Source organism: Amycolatopsis sp. NPDC031561, assembly GCF_055580625.1.
This window is the reverse complement of sequence record NZ_JBVILA010000028.1, coordinates 13,345-32,248: the sequence shown is the minus strand read 5'-3', so window position 1 is coordinate 32,248 and position 18,904 is coordinate 13,345. Positions and strand designations below refer to the sequence as shown.

21 protein-coding genes are annotated in these 18,904 nt (G+C 67.8%); 11 read left to right on the top strand and 10 right to left on the bottom strand.

Translation table 11 applies throughout. The features are described 5' to 3' along the window. Window positions 1–107: 107 nt before the first annotated feature. From ACZ5IK_RS37550 to ACZ5IK_RS37540, 3 genes are all read left to right on the top strand, one after another. Entirely contained in the window at window positions 108–1,508 is a 1,401-nt protein-coding gene (locus tag ACZ5IK_RS37550; protein ID WP_465492016.1) for an MFS transporter, read from the top strand. A 30-nt stretch (window positions 1,509–1,538) separates the two neighbouring features. Continuing rightward, window positions 1,539–2,297, top strand: a complete 759-nt coding sequence (locus ACZ5IK_RS37545) for a thymidine kinase (protein WP_410599042.1) — start codon at window positions 1,539–1,541, stop codon at window positions 2,295–2,297. A 226-nt stretch (window positions 2,298–2,523) separates the two neighbouring features. Continuing rightward, entirely contained in the window at window positions 2,524–2,871 is a 348-nt protein-coding gene (locus ACZ5IK_RS37540; protein WP_005151365.1) for an RNA polymerase-binding protein RbpA, read from the top strand. A gap of 84 nt (window positions 2,872–2,955) precedes the next feature. Here ACZ5IK_RS37540 and dapA read toward each other — a convergent pair whose 3' ends face one another. Beyond that, complete coding sequence (gene dapA / locus ACZ5IK_RS37535) at window positions 2,956–3,855, bottom strand: 4-hydroxy-tetrahydrodipicolinate synthase (RefSeq protein ID WP_465492015.1); 900 nt, start codon at window positions 3,853–3,855, stop codon at window positions 2,956–2,958. A 73-nt stretch (window positions 3,856–3,928) separates the two neighbouring features. On the opposite strand from dapA, the gene ACZ5IK_RS37530 reads away from it, so the two are divergent. Next, the gene (locus ACZ5IK_RS37530) at window positions 3,929–4,813 is read left to right on the top strand and encodes a LysR family transcriptional regulator (RefSeq protein ID WP_465492014.1); all 885 of its coding nucleotides are present in this window, start codon (window positions 3,929–3,931) and stop codon (window positions 4,811–4,813) included. Here ACZ5IK_RS37530 and ACZ5IK_RS37525 read toward each other — a convergent pair. Next, window positions 4,810–5,181: a DUF4406 domain-containing protein gene (locus ACZ5IK_RS37525; protein WP_465492013.1), complete on the bottom strand. Its 372-nt coding sequence runs from the start codon at window positions 5,179–5,181 to the stop codon at window positions 4,810–4,812. The two genes, ACZ5IK_RS37530 and ACZ5IK_RS37525, sit on opposite strands and share 4 nt — an antisense overlap. A gap of 51 nt (window positions 5,182–5,232) precedes the next feature. Here ACZ5IK_RS37525 and ACZ5IK_RS37520 point away from each other — a divergent pair, with 51 nt between their 5' ends. Beyond that, a complete protein-coding gene (locus ACZ5IK_RS37520; RefSeq protein ID WP_465492116.1) occupies window positions 5,233–5,997 on the top strand; it encodes a DeoR/GlpR family DNA-binding transcription regulator in 765 nt (254 codons plus the stop codon). Here ACZ5IK_RS37520 and ACZ5IK_RS37515 read toward each other — a convergent pair. The 3 genes from ACZ5IK_RS37515 to ACZ5IK_RS37505 are packed head-to-tail and all read right to left on the bottom strand — an operon-like array spanning window position 5,984 to window position 9,990. After that, window positions 5,984–6,751: a polyprenol monophosphomannose synthase gene (locus ACZ5IK_RS37515; RefSeq protein WP_101607829.1), complete on the bottom strand. Its 768-nt coding sequence runs from the start codon at window positions 6,749–6,751 to the stop codon at window positions 5,984–5,986. The two genes, ACZ5IK_RS37520 and ACZ5IK_RS37515, sit on opposite strands and share 14 nt — an antisense overlap. 26 nt (window positions 6,752–6,777) lie before the next feature. Continuing rightward, on the bottom strand, window positions 6,778–8,370 hold the full coding sequence (lnt, locus tag ACZ5IK_RS37510; protein ID WP_465492012.1) for an apolipoprotein N-acyltransferase: 1,593 nt from the start codon (window positions 8,368–8,370) through the stop codon (window positions 6,778–6,780). A gap of 9 nt (window positions 8,371–8,379) precedes the next feature. Beyond that, window positions 8,380–9,990, bottom strand: a complete 1,611-nt coding sequence (locus tag ACZ5IK_RS37505; protein ID WP_465492011.1) for an amidohydrolase — start codon at window positions 9,988–9,990, stop codon at window positions 8,380–8,382. Between the two features lie 73 nt (window positions 9,991–10,063). On the opposite strand from ACZ5IK_RS37505, the gene ACZ5IK_RS37500 reads away from it, so the two are divergent. The 3 genes from ACZ5IK_RS37500 to ACZ5IK_RS37490 all read left to right on the top strand — a co-directional run bounded on the left by ACZ5IK_RS37500 (window position 10,064) and on the right by ACZ5IK_RS37490 (window position 12,880). Continuing rightward, window positions 10,064–10,204 (top strand): hypothetical protein, encoded by a 141-nt coding sequence (locus ACZ5IK_RS37500; protein ID WP_465492010.1) that lies wholly within the window; start codon window positions 10,064–10,066, stop codon window positions 10,202–10,204. Between the two features lie 12 nt (window positions 10,205–10,216). Beyond that, window positions 10,217–11,407, top strand: coding sequence for a hypothetical protein (locus tag ACZ5IK_RS37495; protein WP_465492009.1), 1,191 nt, complete (start codon window positions 10,217–10,219; stop codon window positions 11,405–11,407). Between the two features lie 84 nt (window positions 11,408–11,491). Next, entirely contained in the window at window positions 11,492–12,880 is a 1,389-nt protein-coding gene (locus ACZ5IK_RS37490) for a KamA family radical SAM protein (RefSeq protein ID WP_465492008.1), read from the top strand. A gap of 440 nt (window positions 12,881–13,320) precedes the next feature. On the opposite strand, the gene ACZ5IK_RS37485 is transcribed toward ACZ5IK_RS37490, so the two are convergent. The 3 genes from ACZ5IK_RS37485 to ACZ5IK_RS37475 all read right to left on the bottom strand — a co-directional run bounded on the left by ACZ5IK_RS37485 (window position 13,321) and on the right by ACZ5IK_RS37475 (window position 14,968). Next, complete coding sequence (locus ACZ5IK_RS37485) at window positions 13,321–14,202, bottom strand: transposase (RefSeq protein WP_465492007.1); 882 nt, start codon at window positions 14,200–14,202, stop codon at window positions 13,321–13,323. A 105-nt stretch (window positions 14,203–14,307) separates the two neighbouring features. Next, window positions 14,308–14,586: a hypothetical protein gene (locus ACZ5IK_RS37480; protein ID WP_465492006.1), complete on the bottom strand. Its 279-nt coding sequence runs from the start codon at window positions 14,584–14,586 to the stop codon at window positions 14,308–14,310. A 16-nt stretch (window positions 14,587–14,602) separates the two neighbouring features. Then, the gene (locus ACZ5IK_RS37475) at window positions 14,603–14,968 is read right to left on the bottom strand and encodes a tetratricopeptide repeat protein (RefSeq protein ID WP_465492115.1); all 366 of its coding nucleotides are present in this window, start codon (window positions 14,966–14,968) and stop codon (window positions 14,603–14,605) included. Here ACZ5IK_RS37475 and ACZ5IK_RS37470 point away from each other — a divergent pair. Next, window positions 14,864–15,388 (top strand): hypothetical protein, encoded by a 525-nt coding sequence (locus ACZ5IK_RS37470; protein WP_465492123.1) that lies wholly within the window; start codon window positions 14,864–14,866, stop codon window positions 15,386–15,388. The genes ACZ5IK_RS37475 and ACZ5IK_RS37470 overlap by 105 nt on opposite strands. On the opposite strand, the gene ACZ5IK_RS37465 is transcribed toward ACZ5IK_RS37470, so the two are convergent. Both ACZ5IK_RS37465 and ACZ5IK_RS37460 read right to left on the bottom strand, forming a co-directional pair. Continuing rightward, window positions 15,379–15,906: an alpha/beta fold hydrolase gene (locus ACZ5IK_RS37465; protein WP_465492005.1), complete on the bottom strand. Its 528-nt coding sequence runs from the start codon at window positions 15,904–15,906 to the stop codon at window positions 15,379–15,381. The two genes, ACZ5IK_RS37470 and ACZ5IK_RS37465, sit on opposite strands and share 10 nt — an antisense overlap. 245 nt (window positions 15,907–16,151) lie before the next feature. Continuing rightward, complete coding sequence (locus tag ACZ5IK_RS37460) at window positions 16,152–16,748, bottom strand: TetR/AcrR family transcriptional regulator (protein WP_465492004.1); 597 nt, start codon at window positions 16,746–16,748, stop codon at window positions 16,152–16,154. Between the two features lie 53 nt (window positions 16,749–16,801). On the opposite strand from ACZ5IK_RS37460, the gene ACZ5IK_RS37455 reads away from it, so the two are divergent. Further along, window positions 16,802–18,028, top strand: a complete 1,227-nt coding sequence (locus ACZ5IK_RS37455) for a metal-dependent hydrolase family protein (protein WP_465492003.1) — start codon at window positions 16,802–16,804, stop codon at window positions 18,026–18,028. Continuing rightward, the gene (locus ACZ5IK_RS37450; protein ID WP_465492002.1) at window positions 18,025–18,879 is read left to right on the top strand and encodes an alpha/beta hydrolase; all 855 of its coding nucleotides are present in this window, start codon (window positions 18,025–18,027) and stop codon (window positions 18,877–18,879) included. The genes ACZ5IK_RS37455 and ACZ5IK_RS37450 overlap by 4 nt, the downstream gene beginning before the upstream one ends. Window positions 18,880–18,904 lie beyond the last annotated feature (25 nt).

Below are 18,904 nucleotides of genomic sequence, written 5' to 3'. Positions count from 1 at the left end.
TTCGTCTCGCGTCGAAACGAACACGGTCCGGACTCGTGCCGGACAGGGGGCCGCGATCACCAGTAGTCTCCCGCTGACCTCGACGTTCTCGACTTCAGGAGCAGTACATGACGGTGGCCGTGACCCGTGAACGCAAGCGGGTATGGCGGGCTTGGTACCTCTACGACTGGGCCAATTCGCCGTTCTATTCGTCGGTCATCACGGTGTTCGGAGCGCTCTATTTGAGCGATATCGCGTCCTCGGATGCCAAGGCGAATTTCACCCTTAACGGGGACAGGCCGTGCACCGATTCGAGTGGTGCTTCGAGCACTCTTCAAAGCTGTGACGTGTCGTTGTTCGGGTTGAATTTCCCGGCGGGGTCGCTCTGGGGGTATCTGCTGTCCATCGCGACGGTGACGCAGGTGCTGGTGTTGCCGATCGCCGGTGCGATCGCGGACCGGAGCAGGCACAAGCGGCGGATCCTCGGCGGGTTCGCGTTCCTGGGCGCGGTGGCGTCGGCGCTGATGTTCTTCATCGCGGGGACGAACTGGCAGGTCGGCGTCTGGACGTTCATCCTCGCCAACATCGGGTACGGCGGCGCGCTTGTCGTCTACTACTCGTTTCTGGTGGACATCGCGGAGCCGGACGAGCGGGACTCGGTGTCGTCGAGGGGGTGGGCGTTCGGGTATCTCGGCGGCGGCCTGGCGCTGGCGTTGCAGCTCGGGTTCTTCATGGGTCATGAGGCGTTCGGGGTGAGCGAACATCTCGCGATCCGGATCTGCTTCCTGACGTCGGGGATCTGGTGGGCGGTGTTCACGCTCCCGGCGGTGCGGGCACTCCCCCAGACTCATGTGCCGAAGTCGGCCGAGCGTGGCCTGTCGGTGCTGACGGCGGGGTTCAAGGAGCTGAAGCGGACGATCAAGGACGCGAGGGCCTATCCGCTGACGCTGGCGTTCCTCGGGAGCTATCTGGTCTTCACCGACGGGATCACGACGGTGGTGGCGGTGTCGGCGCAGTACGGCAAGGACGAGTTGAAGTACAGCACCACGGTGCTGATCGTGACGATCCTGGTGATCCAGTTCCTCGCGTACGCCGGGGCGATGATCCACGGTGCGATCGCGGCCCGGATCGGGGCGAAGAAGACGATCTTGGGCAGCCTGGTGGCCTGGACGGTCGTGCTGTGCTTCGCGTTCTTCATCCAGGCTGGGCAGCCGTTGCAGTTCTACGTGGTGGCGGTCGGGATCGGGCTGGTGCTCGGTGGAACGAACGCGTTGTCGCGATCGTTGTTCGGGCAGATGATCCCCGAGGGGAAGGACGCGCAGTACTTCTCGCTCTACGTGGTCGGTGAGCGGGGGACGTCGTGGCTCGGTCCCCTGTTGTTCGCCGCGGTCGGGCAGATCACCGGTTCGTTCCGGTACGCGATCATCGCGTTGGTGATCTTCTTCGTGCTCGGTTTCGTGTTCGTGTGGCTGGTCCCGGTGCGGCGGGCGATCGAGGCGGCGGGTAACCGACCACCGGCGGTGCTGTGAGCCGGGAGCGTGCCGATAGGGTCGGGCGTCGTGACCGTACTGAAGGAAAGTGGACCGGACCCCACGGACGCGTTGTCGTCGGTGCCGGTGGCGGGTTCACGGCGGGGTGTGCCGGTCGTCGGGAAGTTGAAGTTCTGTTACGGGCCGATGGACTGCGGGAAGTCGACGCTGGCGTTGCAGATCGACCACAACCACGCGCGGCAGGGTCGTCGCGGGATGGTGCTGGTGCGGCACGATCGCTCCGGTGAGCCGCAGATCACCAGCCGGATCGGGCTGACGCGCAAGGCGACCGAGGTCGGGAACGAGACCGATCTGCGGTTGCTGGTGCGTGAGCAGTGGGCGGCGGGACGGCACGTGGACTACTTGATCGTCGACGAAGCTCAGTTTTTGTCACCTGTTCAGGTGGATCAGCTGGCTGAACTGGCCGATGACGTCCAAATCGACGTGTACTGCTTCGGTATCGCGACAGACTTCCGGAGCATGTTGTTCCCGGGTGCGGCGCGGTTGTTCGAACTGGCGGACGAGTTGCAGCCGGTTCAGGTCGAGGTGTTGTGCTGGTGTGGGCAGACGGGACGGTTCAACGCGAGGGTGTCCGACGGTGAGGTGCTGAGAGCCGGGGACACCGTTGTGGTGGCGGATACCGAGCAACCGCTAGTTGAAACTTCATTGACATCACGTTCTGAGGGTGAATTGAACACTGTCCGTTATCAGGTATTGTGCCGTCGGCACTTTCGACTGGGCGACCTGGGGCCTACCTCGGCCCAACACGGTCAGTTACGGTTGACATGACAGGCGTACTACTAGCCCATCTGGGGGATATCCGCACCAAGATGGCCGTATTGACGTCACGCCAGAGCGCGAAACCACTCCTACTAGGAGAAGCTGTTGCCACCGGGTGACACAGCTCATCGTGAGCAAGGACATGGTGTCCAGGGAATCCTCTGGCCCTCCCCGTCGTTGCATAGGGTGAGCATCACCCTGGCTCCACCCGGAGCTGACTGAAAGGACCCCCATCATGGCCGACCGTGTTCTCCGTGGAAGCCGGCTGGGAGCGGTCAGCTACGAGACCGACCGCAACCACGATCTCGCTCCTCGGCGCACCGTGCGCTACGCCTGCCCCAAGAACCACGAGTTCGAGGTGCCCTTCTCCGACGACGCCGAGATCCCCTCGGTGTGGGAGTGCAGGCTGCACGGCAGCGAGTCCGAGATCGTGGACGGCGGACAGCCGGAGCAGAAGAAGGTCAAGCCCCCGAGGACGCACTGGGACATGCTCCTGGAGCGCCGCTCGATTCCGGAGCTCGAAGATCTGCTCAACGAACGTCTCGCCGAGCTGAAGGGACGCAGGACCACCCGGTCCGCCTGACGCAACGGCCAAGTAGCTAGCCCCACCACGAACACGGCGAAGCCCCCGCGACCTCCCTCCGCGGGGGCTTCGTCATGTCCGGGGTCAAGCCGGGACCAGTCCGGCGACCAGCGGCGCCAGGGTGTCGGTCAGCCGCCGCAGGTGTTCGGGCGGCGATTCGAGCAGCGGCAGCCGGACCGTCGCGTGCGGGATGATGCCGAGTTCGGCCAGCGCCGCCTTCGCCATGATCGCCCCCTGTGATGTGCGCATGATCGCCTCGGTCAAGGGGTGCAGTGCCGCGTTGAGTACCCGCGCGGTGTCGAGGTCTCCCCCGCGTACCGCGCTGATGAGCTGGGCGTTGCGGTCGGCGAAGGCGTTGCCGACGACGCTGATCAGACCGGTGGCACCGGCGGCGAGGTAGGGCAGGTTGAGTTCGTCGATACCGCAGTAATACGCCAGCGGAGAGCCTGCCATGACGGACATCGCCTCGAACAGGTCCCCCTTGGCGTCCTTCACGGCCCGGATCCTGGGGTGGCGGGCGAGTTCGAGCAGGGTGGCCGCTTCCATGGCCGTTCCGGTACGGGCGGGGACGTCGTAGAGCATCACGGGTAGTTCGGTGGCGTCGGCCACCGCCAGGCAGTGCGCCACGATCCCGGCTTGTGTCGGCCTGGAGTAGTAAGGACAGACCAGCAGGAGCGCGTCCGCCCCGGCCGCTTGAGCTTCGTGAGCCCGCCGGATGCAGGCGGTGGTGTCATAGGTGCCGACGCCGGCGATCACGCGGGCCCGGTTCCCGGTTCGCGTCGCCACGGTGCGGACGAGCAGGGTGGCTTCGGTGTCGGTGAGGGTGGGTGACTCGCCGGTGGTTCCGCCGACGACGATGCCGTCGCATCCGGTGGTCAGGAGATGGTCGACCAGGAGGGCGAGGCCGGGTTCGCTGAGTGCGCCGCCGGGTTCCATCGGGGTGACCATGGCGACGAGGTTGGAGCCGAAGAGCGTTTCGGTCATGCGCTCGATCCTGTCGGCGCCGATACCTGCGGTCCAGCGATGCTTTTTGGCCGATATTGCGTAGCCTTGCTTCATGATCGAGGTCGGGGCTTTACGGGCGTTGCGGTCGGTGGCCGCGCTCGGGACGCTCGCGCGGGCGGCGGACGAGCTGGGGTTTACGGCCTCCGCGGTGTCGCAGCAGCTCAAACGGCTGGAGCGGCAGATCGGGACGCCCGTGCTCGCTCCGGCGGGTCGCGGAGTAGTGCTCACGCCGGCGGGGCAGGCGGTCGTCGACTCTTCGCTGGAGGTGTTCCAGGCGCTCGAGCGTTGTGCCGAGGCCGCCCAGTCGGTCGCGGAGGGTGCGCCCCGTGGTGTCCTGCGCGTGGCCGCGTTCTCGACCGCCATCCGTGGGTTGCTCGCGCCCGTTCATCCGCGGCTGCTGAAGAGCTACCCCGACCTGCGCCTGCACATCAGCGAGCAGGACCCGGGCCAGGCCTTGCACGCCGTCGACGCCGGAACCGCCGACCTCGCGCTCCTGCATGACGCCGACGGTTTGCCCGTCCCGCTGTCGCCCGCGCTGTCCCGGCGCCTGGTGCATACCGATCTCGGCGACGTCGTCATGGCCGAGACCCATCCGCTGGCGCGAGCCGAGCCGCCGCTCGAAAGTACGGACCTGGCCGGGTACGCGTGGGTGACCAGCCCGCCCGGCACGGTCTGTCACCAGTGGTTCCGCCGCCTGTTCGCCGGTCTGCCCGAGGAGCCCGACGTGCGGCATCTGGTGGACGACTTCTCCACGCAGCTGTCGCTGGTCGCCTCGGGTGAGGTCCTGGCGCTGATCCCGAGACTGGCGCGTCCGCCGCTGGCCGAAGGGCTCGTCGCCCGTCCGCTGCGACGCCCGCCGACGCGCGAGGTGCACGCGGCGTGGCGCCGCAGCGCCGAGGCGAGCCCGGCGATCCAGGCGGTGCTGGCGGAACTTTAGGCGCGGTACCCGGGGATGTCCTCGACGCGGTGGTACACCGCCAGGCCACGGGACAGTGCGATCGCGACGTCCTGGTCGGCGCCGGTGGACTCCCCCGGCAGGCGCAGGACGGCGTCGCAGTGGTGCAGCAGCCGGTCGGCCGTGGGGTACATGACCTCCTTCGCGACCGGGTCGGCCACGGTCTTCCCGCCCGCGCCGCGCAGCACCGGGAGCGCGACCCACTCGCCGATCATCGGCACGTGCCCGCTGCGGAAGATCGGCCAGGCGGCCTCTTCGAGCCGGGCGAGGTTGCGGGCGAGCAGTTCGGGGTCGTCACCGGTGCCGGAACGGTACGGGCCGGCGATGAGGATCATCAGAGGTTTGGTCATGAACCGGAGCATAATGTGCAACAATCGGCAAGAACAAGGAGGATCGTGCAGATGCTTGCTGCGCAACGTCGAGACCTGCTGCTGGAACGACTGAAGACCGAGGGCCGGATCGTGGCCAAGGATCTCGCCGCCGAACTCGGCGTGTCCGAGGACAGTATTCGCCGTGACCTGCGAGAACTCGCGGAAGCCGGGCTCTGTCAGCGGGTTTACGGCGGAGCCTTGCCGGTTTCCCCCGCCACCGCGGACTACGCGACGCGGATGGCGGTCAGCATCGCGGGCAAGAAGCGCATCGCGAAACGTGCAGCAGCGTTGATCCGGTTGGGGTCGACCGTCATCCTCGACGGCGGGACGACCGCGCTCGCGCTGGCGAAGGCGCTCCCCGTCGATCTCGAGGCGACGATCGTCACCCACAGCCCCACGGTCGCGGCCGCGCTCGTCCCCCATCCGAAGGTCGAGGTCTTCCTGATCGGCGGACGGCTCTTCAAGCACTCCGCCGTCACTTGCGGCGCGGCCGCTGCGGAGGCCGCCGATGGGATCAACGCCGATCTGTTCTTCCTCGGCGTCACCGGCGTGCACCCCGAGACCGGGCTCACCACCGGGGACTCGGACGAGGCCGCGATGAAACGCACGCTCGCCAAACGCGCCGCCGACACCTACGTGCTGGCCAGCTCGGAGAAGATCGGCGCGGCCTCGCCGTTCACCGTGCTCCCCCTGTCCGACGTCGCGGGTGTGATCACCGACGCGGCGCCGGACGAACCGACGGTGAAGGAACTGGGGAAGCTCGGCGTGAGCGTGCTGGGGGTCAGCCCTTCTTGACCAGCCCGCGAAGCTGCTGCCAGCGACGCTTGATCCCCCACATGCCGACCATGACGATCGCCTCGCGCACGACCGAACCGCTCATCTTCGACTGACCGATCTCACGTTCGGTGAAGGTGATCGGCACTTCGACCACCTCGAACCCGGCGAGCTTCGTCCGGAACGCCAGGTCGATCTGGAAGCAGTAGCCGCGCGAGGCGATCTCGTCGAGCGCGAGCTTCTCCAACACCGAACGACGGTACGCGCGGAAGCCGGCGGTGATGTCGTTGATCTTCATGCCGAGCGCGACCTTCGCGTAGAAGTTCGCCACCCAGGACAGCGCCTTGCGCTGGAACGGCCAGTTCACCGTGCTGCCGCCGGGAACGTAGCGGGAGCCGATGGACAGGTCCGCGTCCTCGAGCGCCGCCAGCACCCGGGGCAGATCCTCCGGCGCGTGCGAGCCGTCGGCGTCCATCTCGACGATCGTGGCGTAGTCACGGGCGAGACCCCAGCGGAACCCCGCGACGTACGCGGCGCCCAGGCCGGCCTTCTCGGTCCGGTGCATGACCTGGATCCGCTCGTCGGCCTTCGCGAGCTCGTCGGCGATGTCGCCGGTCCCGTCCGGGCTGCCGTCGTCGACGACGAGGGCGTTCACGTCCGGGAGTGCCTTGAGCAGGCGTTCCAGGATCGGCCCGATGTTGTCCCGCTCGTTGTACGTCGGGACCACCACCAGCACCGGCTCGATTCCCTGGTCCCCCCGTGGCGCCTGCGCCATCCGCTTTTCCTCCGTGTTCCGGCGGGTCAGCCCGCCGCTTCCCTCGTTGCCTTGGCGGCGCTCGCGCGCCGGGTGCGGAAACGCAGCACGTACCCGCCGGTAACCCCGGCGATCGCCAGGGCGAGCAGCCCGTACTCCGTCGTCACACCGAGTAGATCCGACAGCGTAGTCTGCTGCCTCAGCGGTACGCGCCCCACCAGGGAATCTGCGGTGAACAGGCTGGTAGAGGCCGTGATCGAACCGTCGGGCGCGACGATCGCGCTGACCCCGCTGGTGGCGGAGACGATCACAGCGCGGCCATGTTCGACCGCTCGCAGCCGCGACATCGCCAGCTGCTGGTAACTCATCTCCCCCGGCCCGTACCAAGCGTTGTTGGTCGGCACGACGAGCAGTTCCGCGCCGTTGGCGACGGACTCGCGGGCCGGGTAGTCGAACGCGGTCTCGTAGCAGATGAAGACCCCGACCTTGGTCCCCGCGACCGACAGCGCGGAGTTGCCGCCGTCACCCGGGGTCATGTTCGCGACGCTGTCGACGAACGGGGTCACCAGCTTCGCGAGCTCGCGGGCGGGGACGTACTCGCCGAACGGGACGAGCTGCTGTTTGGCGTAGCGCTGGCCGGGACCGGTGACGGGGTCCCAGACGAGCGCGGAGTTCTGCGCCGAACCGTCCGGTAGCCGGACCAGCGCGCCGATGATCGCTTGGACGCCGTAGTCGCGGACCATCTGGTCGACGCCCGCGTCACCGGTCCGCATCGCCATCGCGGTCTCCGGCCAGACCAGCAGATCGACCTTGGTGTTGTCCGCCTTGAGTTTCTCGAGCAGCCGGGCGCTCTCGGCGAGGTGGTTGTTCCGGAGTTCGTCACGACGGCCTTCCAGCGCCAGCCCGATGTCGGGGGCGTTGCCTTGGACGGTGGCGACGGTGAGTTCGCCGTCCTGGGCTTCGGTGCCGATCGTGGGCCACACCGCGAGGCCCGCCACCACCGGCACGAGGGTGACGGCGGCCGCGGCCAACACGGAGCGCCGCGGATCGGCGGCCTTGAGCCGCAGGCACAGCGCCGCGAGACCGAAACCGGTCAGCACGACGGCGAGACCGACCAGCGGGGCGCCACCGATCGAGGCCAGTGAGACGAAGGCGCCTTCGGGCTGGCTGAACGCCACGCGGCCCCACGGGAACCCACCGAAGGGGAACCAGGTGCGTGGGGTCTCCATCGCGATGATCACCAGCGCCGCCCACAGCGGCCCGAGCGGCAGCCTCCACACCACGGTGGCGAATGCCCCGCCGAAGCCGAGATACACCGACAGCGCCATCGCCAGCCCGAGCCACGGCCAGGGCCCGAAGCCCGGCCCGAGGAAGTCCAGCAACCAGGTCAGCAACGGCAGGAAGAACCCCAGCCCGAACACGAACCCGTAGCCGAAGGCGCCGCGGAACCGGCGTCCGTGCACCACCAGTGCGAAGCCGGTGAACGCCAGCGGAGCGAGCCACCACAACGGGCGCGGCGCGAAACTCAGGTACAGCGTGAAACCCGACGCCGCGGCGACGAGGAAACGCAGGAGCCAGGCGCGGGAGAACCGCTTTCGCCTGTCTGCTTCGGGAGCCGGATTCGCCACGGTCGAGGACACCCCTGAACCCTAGGCCGTCCGGGTGAACGCGTCGTGGATGACCTGCCCGTCGCGGACCGTGCGCAGACAGCGGGGCAAGGTGGCTCCCTCTTCCAGGTTCGGCAGCGGGGGTACGCCCGCCCGCGGATCGGTCGACCAGCGCTGCACCCGCGAGTCCGGTGTCGCGACGACCAGGTCGGTGGCGTCCCAGACCGCGTAGTGCGCGGGAGCGCCGGGGACCAGGCTGCCGGTGGCGCCGTCGTTGACCCCGGCGGCGCGGTGCCCCGCGCGGGTGTGGGCGGTGAAGGAGGCGCGAGCGGACAGTCCCGATCCCGGGGTGCGGTGATAGGTCCCGGCGCGGACGGTGGCCCACGGGTCGACCGGTGTGACCGGGGCGTCGGAGCCGAAGGCGAGCAGGAGCCCTTCGGCGGCCATGGCGGCGAAGGGGTTGAGTTTCACAGCCCGTTCGCTGCCGAGGCGGTCGGTGTACATCCCTTGCGTGCCACCCCATTCCGCGTCGAACTGCGGCTGGACCGACGCGACCACACCCCAGCCCGCGAGCGCCCGCGCCTGCTCGACGTCGATCATCTCGACGTGTTCGAGCCGGTGGTGACAGGCAGCCAACGCACGACGGCCGACAGTCTTCTCCGCGAGCCGGAAGCCTTCGACGACCTCGGCGACGGCGGCGTCGCCGATGACGTGGAATCCGGCCTGCAACCCGGCCTCGGTGCAGGCGCCGACGTGTTCGGCGATGGCGGGGGCGTCGAGGTAGAGCGTCCCGGAGGTGTCGTGGGCGTCGGCGTACGGCTGGTGCAGCGCGGCGGTACGGGAACCGAGGGCACCGTCGACGAACAGGTCGCCCGCGACTCCCCTGGCACCCAGCGCGCGGGCGGTGTCGACTCCCCCGCGTTCGCCCCAGTAGCCGACGACCTCGGGCAGTCCCGGTTCCGCGGCGAGCGCGAGCAGATCGGTGAGGTCGTCGGCGCCGGAGATGTCCGGGCCGGCGCATTCGTGGACGCTGACGACCCCGCGCGCGGCGGCCTCGGCGAGGAACGCTCGCTGGGCCTCGCGGCGCTGCCGCGGGGTGATCGCCTCGCGCATCGCGGCACGGACGCGGTGGTGGGCGTCGCGGGTCAGCGGTCCGTCGGCGGACCAGCCCGGCGCGTCGTGTACGCCGTGCGCCAAAGCGACGAGCGCGCTGGAGACGAGCGCGGAGTGGACGTCGACCCGGCTCAAGTACACCGGGGTGCCGCTCGCGGCCTCGTCGATCTCCGCGCGGCTGGGCAGCCTGCCGTCGGACCAGCGGGACTCGTCCCAGCCGTGCGCGACCAGCACCTGGCCGGGCCGGACCGCGTCGCGGACCGCAGCCAGCAGCTCGCCGGCGCTTCGGATGTTCGCGAGGTTCAGCCCGGTGAGGTGCAGGCCGGTCGCGGTGGCGTGGACGTGCGCGTCGACGAAGGCGGGGGCGACGAAGGCGCCGTCGAGGTCGACCACCTCGGCGTCGGGATGCAGTGCTTTGGCCGGGCCGTCCTGCCCCACCCAGACGACGGTGCCGTCCGTGATCGCCATGGCGGTGGCGTCAGGGGCGGTGGGGCTGTAGATGCGCCCGCCGAGCAGGAGCGTGGTTCGCGCGTTCGTCACCCTTCCGAGTTTGCAGCGTGCGGATGATCACCACGTGGTTAGGGTCGATGAAATGAGCTGGGGAGCTGAAAACATGAAGACGGAAGCAGGTCGCGCCGTCGTCGGGACCACTGTGTCGGCGGCTTTGGGGCTCGGGGTGGTGGTCGTTTTCGCCGCGGTCCGCGACACCTCGATCCTGCGGCCGTTGATCGCGCTGGCGGCGCCACGGGGCTGACCGTCCGATCTGGTGCTGGTGTCCCCGGTGCCGCTGACCGCGGTGCTCGCCGCCGTGTTCCTGACGCGATGGTGGCCGTGGCTGCTGGTGGCGGGGGTCGCCCTGTCCCTGCCGACCGCTCTCGTGCGCCTGTTCCCGGACCTGGGCGGGCATCCGTCGCTGACGATCGTCGCGCTGGCCGGGCCGCCGGTGGTGCTGCTGGCGGTACTCGCCGCGGCACAGGAACTCCTGCGGCGAGGCGCCCGGGCGGCCGGGCTCGTGCTCATCGGGCTCACCGTGGGAACGCAGTTGTTCGCCGCGAGCCTGGCGGGAGCGTCGTGGCTCATGCTCGCTACAGGCGGCCTGGTCTGGCATCTGGTCCTCACCGCGCTGAGCGTGGCCGGAGCCGTGCTGGCCGTCGTCACGCGCGGTTCCCGCACGCAGGATCCGGAATGGCCCGAGCCGCGTCCGCTGCCTGCCCGGTTCGCGGCCGCCACGATCCTGGCCGTGCTGCTTTCCCTGGCCGCGGGCGCGGTGGACGTCCTGAAGGTCAGCGAAATCCTCGAACTGCCTGTCGCGTCGATCGGCAGGCACGCGGTGGCCATCGGCGGGGTCGTCGCGTGCGCGATCGCCGGATCGCGGGCCTCCTTCGCCGCGGCGACGTCGGCGAGTGTGCAGGTGGGCGCGATGGCGCCGCTGCTGCTGGCGGTGTACTCCGTCGCGTTCCAGCCGGTGCTGAGCTGGCTGGCGGCCGCGGTGGGGGTCGCCGCCGGATGTCTCGTGGGCGCGTCGCGCTGGAGGGTGCAGTTCGCCGTCGGCGGGGCCGTGGTGTCCGCGCTCGTGCTGTTCATCGTGGATCTGGGGACCGGCGGGGTGCCGGAGAAGTTGATCGACCACGACGCGGTGATCCCGGGAGCGCTGCTGCTGGCGCTGCTGTGCGCGACCGTCGTCTCCGTGGTCGTCACGACCGGTCCTCGGCTCGCGGAAGACGGTGTCGTCGTGCCCGTGCTCGGGCCGCTGGCCTCGATGCTGGTCTTCGGCGGCACCGGGGCGATGACCGCGGTCGGTATCCGCGACCAGAACGCGCCATCGACCCGGCTTGAATTGGTTCACCACCTCGGCTACTCGGCCGGTCTACTGGTCTTCGCCGCCGCGCTGGTCGCCGGAATCGCTGCTGTCGATCACCTTCGCACCCGCTCAAAGCCGGAGGCAGTGTCCGTCTGACACACCGAGCACGACAGGAATATTTACGTCGTCCGAACGATGTGACAGGATATTTTCACGCGTTTCCGACGACGAGGAGTACAAGTGACTGCGATCCAGCAACCGACCTCGCCGGTGGCCGCCTACGATCAGCCCTACGACTACACCCGAGTCGAGCTGATCGAACCCGACTGGCGCCGCTTCCCCGGCTGGCACGACGTGACCGAGGCAGAGTGGCGCGACGCGCAGTGGCAGCGAGTGCACTGCATCCGCAACGCCAAGCAACTGCGCGCTCTGATGGGCGACCAGCTCGAGGAGCGCTTTTACGAGGACATGCTCGCCGACCAGCGCGAGATGGCCACGATGTCGATGCTGCTGCCGCCGCAGATGATCAACACGATGGCGCCCAATGCCGGTACGGACCCGGCGAAGGTGACCGAGGCCTGGTACGCCGACCCCATCCGCCGCTACATGCTCCCGGTGCGCAGCGACCGCGACACCGAATGGCCGAGCCACCCGCACTCCGAACGGGACTCGCTGCACGAGGCGGAGATGTGGGTCGTGGAGGGGCTGACCCACCGCTACCCCACCAAGGTCCTCGCCGAGATGATCTCGACCTGCCCCCAGTACTGCGGGCACTGCACCCGGATGGACCTGGTCGGGAACTCGACCGAGCAGATCGAGAAGCACAAGCTCTCGCTCAAGCCGGTCGACCGCCAGGACGCGATGATCGAGTACCTGAAGAAAACCCCCGGCGTCCGCGACGTGGTGGTTTCCGGCGGCGACGTCGCGAACGTGCCGTGGCCGCAGCTGGAGTCGTTCCTCATGCGGCTGATGGACATCGACACCGTCCGCGACATCCGGCTCGCGACCAAGGCGCTCGCCGCCCTGCCGCAGCACTGGATCCAGCCGAAGGTCGTCGAAGGCCTCGAGCGCGTCGCCGGCACCGCCCAGCGCCGCGGCGTCAACCTCGCGATCCACACCCACGTCAACCACGCGCAGTCGGTCACCCCGCTGGTCGCGGAAGCCGCCCGGACCGCACTCGACGTCGGCGTCCGCGACGTCCGCAACCAGGGCGTGCTGATGAAGGGCGTCAACGCGACCCCGGCCGAGCTGCTGGACCTGTGCTTCGCGCTGCAGGGCGAAGCGAGCATCCTGCCGTACTACTTCTACATGTGCGACATGATCCCGAACGCAGAACACTGGCGGGTAGCAGTCTGGGAAGCCCAAGAATTGCAGCACGCGATCATGGGATATCTGCCCGGTTACGCGACTCCACGGATCGTCTGCGACGTCCCGTACGTGGGCAAGCGCTGGGTCCACCAGCTCGCAGAATATGACCGTGAGCTGGGGATCTCCTACTGGACCAAGAACTACCGCACCGGGATCGAACACGAAGACCCCGAAGCCTTGCAGCGCCGCTACCCCTACTACGACCCGATCTCCACACTGCCCGAAGCCGGCCAGAAATGGTGGGCCAACCAGCCCCGTTAACTTCTATATGTACCCAGATGAAACCGGTGGCCCCAAACGCTGTTTGGGGCCACCGACAACGGTTGGCAGCAGACCCATCGGACAGCGTCTCGAGCGTTGAAAAACCGACGGACCTAGGCAGGAAAGCCCGGCCTGCACGGTGGCTGAGTGGATCGACTTGAGCCACATCTCACACTGAACCAAGAACTCTGACCAGCACAGACATCGCCAGCACGCGCTGACGTCGACGCCCAACCGGTCGCAGGGGCCCCGTCGGACAGGTGTAAGGAAGGCCATCGAGGGACATCCAGGCTCATACACCTGACGCGGACGTCGCCGCTGCCGAGTCTCCACTTTCGACCACCCAGAGCAGGTAGGCATCGCGTGCGGCCGATCACGAAAGGCCCAGGTGCAGGCGGAGAACTCCACAGTGGACGGTCCCACAGCTAGACGCCAGACAACTATTCTATAGGTCGAATGAATCCCTCGAGAACCATACGCGTTCTATTTATGCCGCTATTTACCGAGACATTCTGGTTTACGTAGAAGTTCAGGGTGTCTCTTCTTCGCTTGCGATTTCGTGGTCCAATGGTGCACGGCTTCGTGTGTACTTCGACGTGTGCGGCACATCGAATACCCCGCGTAACCGTTCGCGGGTGGGGTCTGTCCCAGTCACGATGCCTACTAGGCGTGTCCTGCGGATCTTCATCTGAGGTGGAGGATGATTTCAGCGCGGTGGTAGGCGGCCCGTTTGGCGAACCGTGTTGCCAGGCCTCGGAATTGTTTGAGCCGGTTGAAGCAGCGTTCGACCATGTTGCGGAGTTTGTAGAGCTCGGATCGAAGGCCGGTGGCCTGCCACCGGCCGAACCTTTGGCTTTGCGGCGGGCGATCTGGTCGGCGCGTTCGGGGATGGTGGCCTTGATCCGTCCTTCCCGTAACGCCTGGCGGGTGCTCGGGTGGGTGTAGGCCTTGTCGGCCAGCACTCTCCCGACCCGCACCCGCTGGCCATTCATGTCGAGGTCCCGGATGTCGTCCAGCAGCGGCAGGAGTTGCGGGTTGTCCCCGGCCTGCCCTGGGGTGAAGATCATCGCCAACGGCAGGCCCACGCTGTCGACGGCCAAGTGGATCTTCTTGGTTAGTCCGCCTCGGGAGCGTCCGAGGCATTCCCCGTCGATCGCGAGGTCTTCGATCCAGTCCGCGCAGCCCCTTTTTTCCGGGCACCTGCGGCGTGCTGGTGGGCCCGGACGCTCGTGGAATCGACACTGATCACGAACTCGACATTGTCTTCCAGTGTCCCGAGTAAGGCGTCTTTGACGATGACGTGCTCCAGGTTCCGATCCCACGTCCCGTCCGCGGTCCACTTCCGCAACCGCTCATGCGCGGTCTTCCACGACCCCTACCGCTCAGGCAGATCACGCCACGGCACACCCGTCCGCTCATGCCACAGATCAGCTACTGGCCAGAACCCGTTGTGTCGGCATCGTCCCGGCACTGCGCTTCCGAGCGTTGTGGCGTCGGCAGTGCCGCGCTATGCGGTAGCCGGGGGTTTCGGTCGGGACACGACGCCCGAGGTGCTGACGCAGGCTGGCGAGGCTGGCGGTGGCCCTCTGCTTCCACCAATGGTCCCCGACTTCCTGGGTGAGGTTGCCGGCCTGACGGTAGTAGTTGACGGCCTCGTCGGCGGCGTTTGCGTCAGTCAGGATCATGCCGAGTCCGGTCAGTGCCATGGACTCGGCCCACCGGTCACCGGTCCCGCGGGTAAGCCGCAGGGCGTGTTCCAGGTGTTGCCGACCGTGGGGCGGTGGGCTGGTGAAGCCCAGGCCGATCGAGGCCAGGCCTTCGCCCAGCGGTCGCCCACCTCGCGTGCGAGATGGAGTGCCTGCCGGAATTGGGCGGCTCCTGCGCCGCCGCGACCTGCGTGGTAGTGCAGGAGCCGAGTCCGACCAGCGCCCGTGCCATGCCGCAGCGGTCACCGGTCTCCTCATACAGTTCGGCTGCCCGCTGGTGGTGTTCAAGCGCTGTGATGTGGTCGCCCTCGCGGGCGTGAATGAACCCGAGATGGTTGTGAGTCTTGGCCGCACCCCAGGTGTCGTCGTTGGCTCGGTCCACTTCCAGGGCGTGGTGATGTTCGTTGATCGCGTCCTGCGCGCCAGTAGCCAAGGCCGAGGCTTTGCGGATCTCCACCCCAGCCTCGGTGTCACCCAGCGCCTGGGTACTGGCCAGCGCGATACGGTGGGTGTCGATGAGCAGGTGCAGGTGCCCCGTGTGGATGGCGGGATATCTCGCGAAGGCGCACCTCGGTCACATGTCAGCCACGGCGACGACCGCCTGGACGACCGCGTCCGTGACTCGGTCGGGTTGAGTGAGCATCGCCAGATGATCGGCATTCTCGCGGTGCACCCACCAGCCTCGGCGTACTGCCTCATCCGCCGACCGGTCATAGGCCTCACTCAGCCGTACATAGGCGCAGCGAACCGCGGGCCAGCCGTGCGTGACCGGCGCCGACTCCTCGAAGTAGGTCACCGGTAGCCGCGGAAGCTCGGCGACGAACCGCTCTCGCATGTCCTCGTCGGGCAGCAAGGTGTCGAACGCCTCAGCCGGAAACCATTCGTTCCACGGAGGGAGCCACCCAGCCTGGGCCAGGCCAGCCAGGTGGTCGCGCAGTTGCGGGGTGCGGTATCGAACCAACTGCCGCCCGGGTGCGGAAGGATCGCATCCACGAAGACAGCGCCGTGAACACTGTCTCCCACGGCGTCGGCGATCGACGGCAGCAGCGCTCCGGTGCCGCTGTGACCGACCAGCACCGCCGGACGGTCGCCTTCGGTGGCGACAACAGCGCGGGCCGCGGCCTCGGCGAACCCGCGGTAGTACGGGGCACCGTCATCCACGACTCCGTCGAGCGAAGACACCACAACGGGATAGCCCTTACGCCGGAAACATTCCGCCGCCGACTCCCAGGTCGATGGCCCCACCAGCGGACTGTGTACGAGAACGAGTGTTGGCAGTTCGACCATGAACCCATTTTGCACCTCGACGATCTCCCCCATGTCTCGCTTACCGACACGACCCCGGCCCCCGAGACCGCCGGCCGCGATGAGCCGATTCAGGGATTGCTCGGTTGGCGGCTCCGCCCGGATTTCCACGATGAACCGACGCGGTAGCGGCCACGGGCGCGACGGCATCAAACATCCGGTCATGCCGAGTTGCGGACGTAGTGGGTCGCCGCCGCCGTCGGCGAAGGGGTGTCGACACCGACCTTGGTGTGTCTGGCAGGCGAAAGGCGGCTACCTGTTCAAGGCCCTGGGCGTGTCCGTGGAACGGATTGGTCCTTGCTCATGCGCAGGATCAACGCGACCGCGTCCTCCGAATGGCCTGCTGGAGTCAGCACCTCCTGCAAGAGCAGGCCACGGATCGCGGCAACGGTGACGGTGGCCAAAGTCAGAGCTTCCTCGGTGTCGAGCCCTTCGCGTTCGGCGAGCGAGGCCAGCATCTTGGTCAGGTCGGCGAGCGAGTCGATGAACTCACGGAAGTCCCCCGGGCCGTACGCGGCGAGCCCTACGACGTGGAAGAAGCCGCGGATCCGCGACAGTTGCTCCGGGCGCGTGTAGGCCCGCCAGATCGCCACGACGAGGTCGTCGAAGGTGCCTTGCCGGGCGGTCTCGAGCAGTGCCTCGTTGTCGCGAGATCGCTGTGTCTCGAGCATGGCCGCCAAGACGCCCGGGAGTGACCCGAAGTGGTAGCGCAAGAGGGCGTGGCTGGTCTCGACCCTGGCGGCGATCTCGCGGAGCGACACCTCCGGTGCGGGTAGGGCATCACCGAAGGCGTCGAGCAGCCGGGCCAAGAGCCGCTCGCGGGCGTCGCCTTTGCGTTCCGAGCTTGACAGGGTCACCCTCACAGTTTATCCATTGGAAAAGAGAGATGGCAACTGCGGAGGGACGACTCGTGGGACGGTGGCAGGTGGTCGGCGCGACGGTTGTCGACGGGTCGGGTCGCGACCCGGTCGACGTTGACCTCACCATCGAAGACGGGCGTATCACCCAGGTCGGGGCCTCCGGCGCCCACGGCGAGCGCCTCGACGCCGGAGGCTTGACGATGACGCCCGGCCTGATCGACGCTCACGTCCACTTGGGCTTGTCGAGCCCGATCCAGCCGCAGTTCTCGTTCCGGATCAGCGCCGCCGAGCTCGCGGCGGACATCTTCGCCACGGCCGGCGCGACGCTCGATGCCGGCTTCACCACCGTCCGGGACACAGGCGGGGTCGACGGCGGCCTCGTCACCACGATCGCGAAGGGCAAGGTCAGGGGGCCGCGCGTCCTGTCATGCGGACCGGTTCAGTGCCAGATCGGTGGACACGGCTACTACGGAGCCGACTGGGAACCCACCGAGCTGTGGAGCAGCCATCACCTACCCGGCCTGTGTGCGCTGTCCATGATGTCCGGCAACGCGGACGAGTTGCGGCGCAACGTGCGCGAGGCGTTCCGTCGCGGAGCCTCCTTCCTGAAGCTCTGCGTGACAGGCGGAGTGGTCGGCGCGCACGACCGGCTGACCGACACCCAGTTCACGATCGAGGAGATCGCCGTCGCTGTCCAGGAAGCCGCGGCGCGGGGCACCTACGTGACGGTGCACGCCCACAACAACGACGGCATCCGCAACGCGATCGAGGCCGGGACGCGCTGCATCGAGCACGGCACCGATCTCGACGAAGCCACGGCCACCCTGATGGCCGGTCGCGAGGTCGCCCTCGTGCCCACGTTCGCCGTTGTCGAGCAACTGCTGCACGACACCGCCGGAGCGGGCCTCGACGAATCGACCCGCGACCGGGTGCTGGGTGTTCGTGAGCGGATGACCGAGGCGCTCGCTGTCGCCAAGGAGGCCGGAGTACGGATCGGGCTGGGTTCCGATCTCATCGGCCCGGCTCAGCACCGTCGAGGCGAGGAGCTCAGGCTGCGCGCCAAGCTCGAAACACCGATGGACGCTCTCGTGGCGGCCACCAAGACCAACGCCGAGATCCTCGGCCTCTCCGGCCAGGTCGGTGTCATCGCTCCCGGCGCGCAGGCCGACCTCGTGTTGTGGAACGGCAACCCGGTCGAAGACCCCGAGCTGTTCGCTGATCCCGCCAATGCCGTCCTCGTTCTCCAGGCCGGCCGAGTTGTAAAGGACCTTCGATGAGCATCATGTGGCAGGGCTGCCTCGCCGACACCGACTATTTCGAGCTGCGTTCCAGCGGCGGGCACGACTACGGCGTCTGGGTCACCACGCCACCGGGCTACAACCCAGCCACGACGCACGCGCCTGCCGTGTACGTGCTCGACGGCAACTGGGCCGTGGGCATGACGGCTCCGCTCATCGTCACCCAGAAAGACCCCATGCACCAGATCCAGCCCTACATCCAAGTCAGCGTCGGCTACGCAGGCGAGGACGCACAGCACTGGGCACGGCTGCGCAACAGAGACCTCGTGCCACCCGGCGAGCCCATCGCCCAGGAGTTCATCGACGCCGTGGAGACGGGAATCCGAAGAGGCTCGATGACCCGCGCGGAAGCCGACGCCTACCTCGCCGAATTGCACGACACCCAGGCCGATGCGTTCCTGAGCTTCCTCACCGCGGAACTGCACCCGCGGATCGAACGCGACTACGGCACCACCGCGAGCGGCCACGGCCTCTTCGGCTACTCCTACGGCGGACTCTTCAGCCTCTACACCTGGCTCACCGGCAGCACGCTCTTCGAGAGCATCGGAGCGGGCAGCCCCGGTGTCGTCGGTGAAGACAGTCAGGTCTTCGCGATGCTCGAAGAACTGGGCGACCGCCTGCCTGCCGCCAAGCTTCACGTCACCCTCAACGAACAAGAGCTTCTCGGAGACCTGGCCGTGTACCAGAACCTCGCGCAGAACACGGCCACCGTCCTGCACCCCCTCACTTCACGCGGCGGAGCAGTCACCAGCGCGGTCCTACGCGAAACGCACCTGACCGGCCTGCAGGCCTCGTTCCTCAGCTACCTCAGGACCTGCCGTGCCCTGTAAGCGCGATCACCGGATGTGCCTCAGG

Excerpts from the sequence above, each read along its gene's own strand:
- ACZ5IK_RS37550 (WP_465492016.1), top strand. The coding sequence starts at position 108 with ATGACGGTGGCCGTGACCCGTGAACGCAAGCGGGTATGGCGGGCTTGG.
- ACZ5IK_RS37540 (WP_005151365.1), top strand. The coding sequence starts at position 2,524 with ATGGCCGACCGTGTTCTCCGTGGAAGCCGGCTGGGAGCGGTCAGCTAC.
- dapA (WP_465492015.1), bottom strand. The coding sequence starts at position 3,855 with ATGACCGAAACGCTCTTCGGCTCCAACCTCGTCGCCATGGTCACCCCG.
- ACZ5IK_RS37530 (WP_465492014.1), top strand. The coding sequence starts at position 3,929 with ATGATCGAGGTCGGGGCTTTACGGGCGTTGCGGTCGGTGGCCGCGCTC.
- ACZ5IK_RS37525 (WP_465492013.1), bottom strand. The coding sequence starts at position 5,181 with ATGACCAAACCTCTGATGATCCTCATCGCCGGCCCGTACCGTTCCGGC.
- ACZ5IK_RS37520 (WP_465492116.1), top strand. The coding sequence starts at position 5,233 with ATGCTTGCTGCGCAACGTCGAGACCTGCTGCTGGAACGACTGAAGACC.
- ACZ5IK_RS37515 (WP_101607829.1), bottom strand. The coding sequence starts at position 6,751 with ATGGCGCAGGCGCCACGGGGGGACCAGGGAATCGAGCCGGTGCTGGTG.
- ACZ5IK_RS37500 (WP_465492010.1), top strand. The coding sequence starts at position 10,064 with ATGAAGACGGAAGCAGGTCGCGCCGTCGTCGGGACCACTGTGTCGGCG.
- ACZ5IK_RS37480 (WP_465492006.1), bottom strand. The coding sequence starts at position 14,586 with ATGGCACTGACCGGACTCGGCATGATCCTGACTGACGCAAACGCCGCC.
- ACZ5IK_RS37465 (WP_465492005.1), bottom strand. The coding sequence starts at position 15,906 with ATGGGGGAGATCGTCGAGGTGCAAAATGGGTTCATGGTCGAACTGCCA.
- ACZ5IK_RS37450 (WP_465492002.1), top strand. The coding sequence starts at position 18,025 with ATGAGCATCATGTGGCAGGGCTGCCTCGCCGACACCGACTATTTCGAG.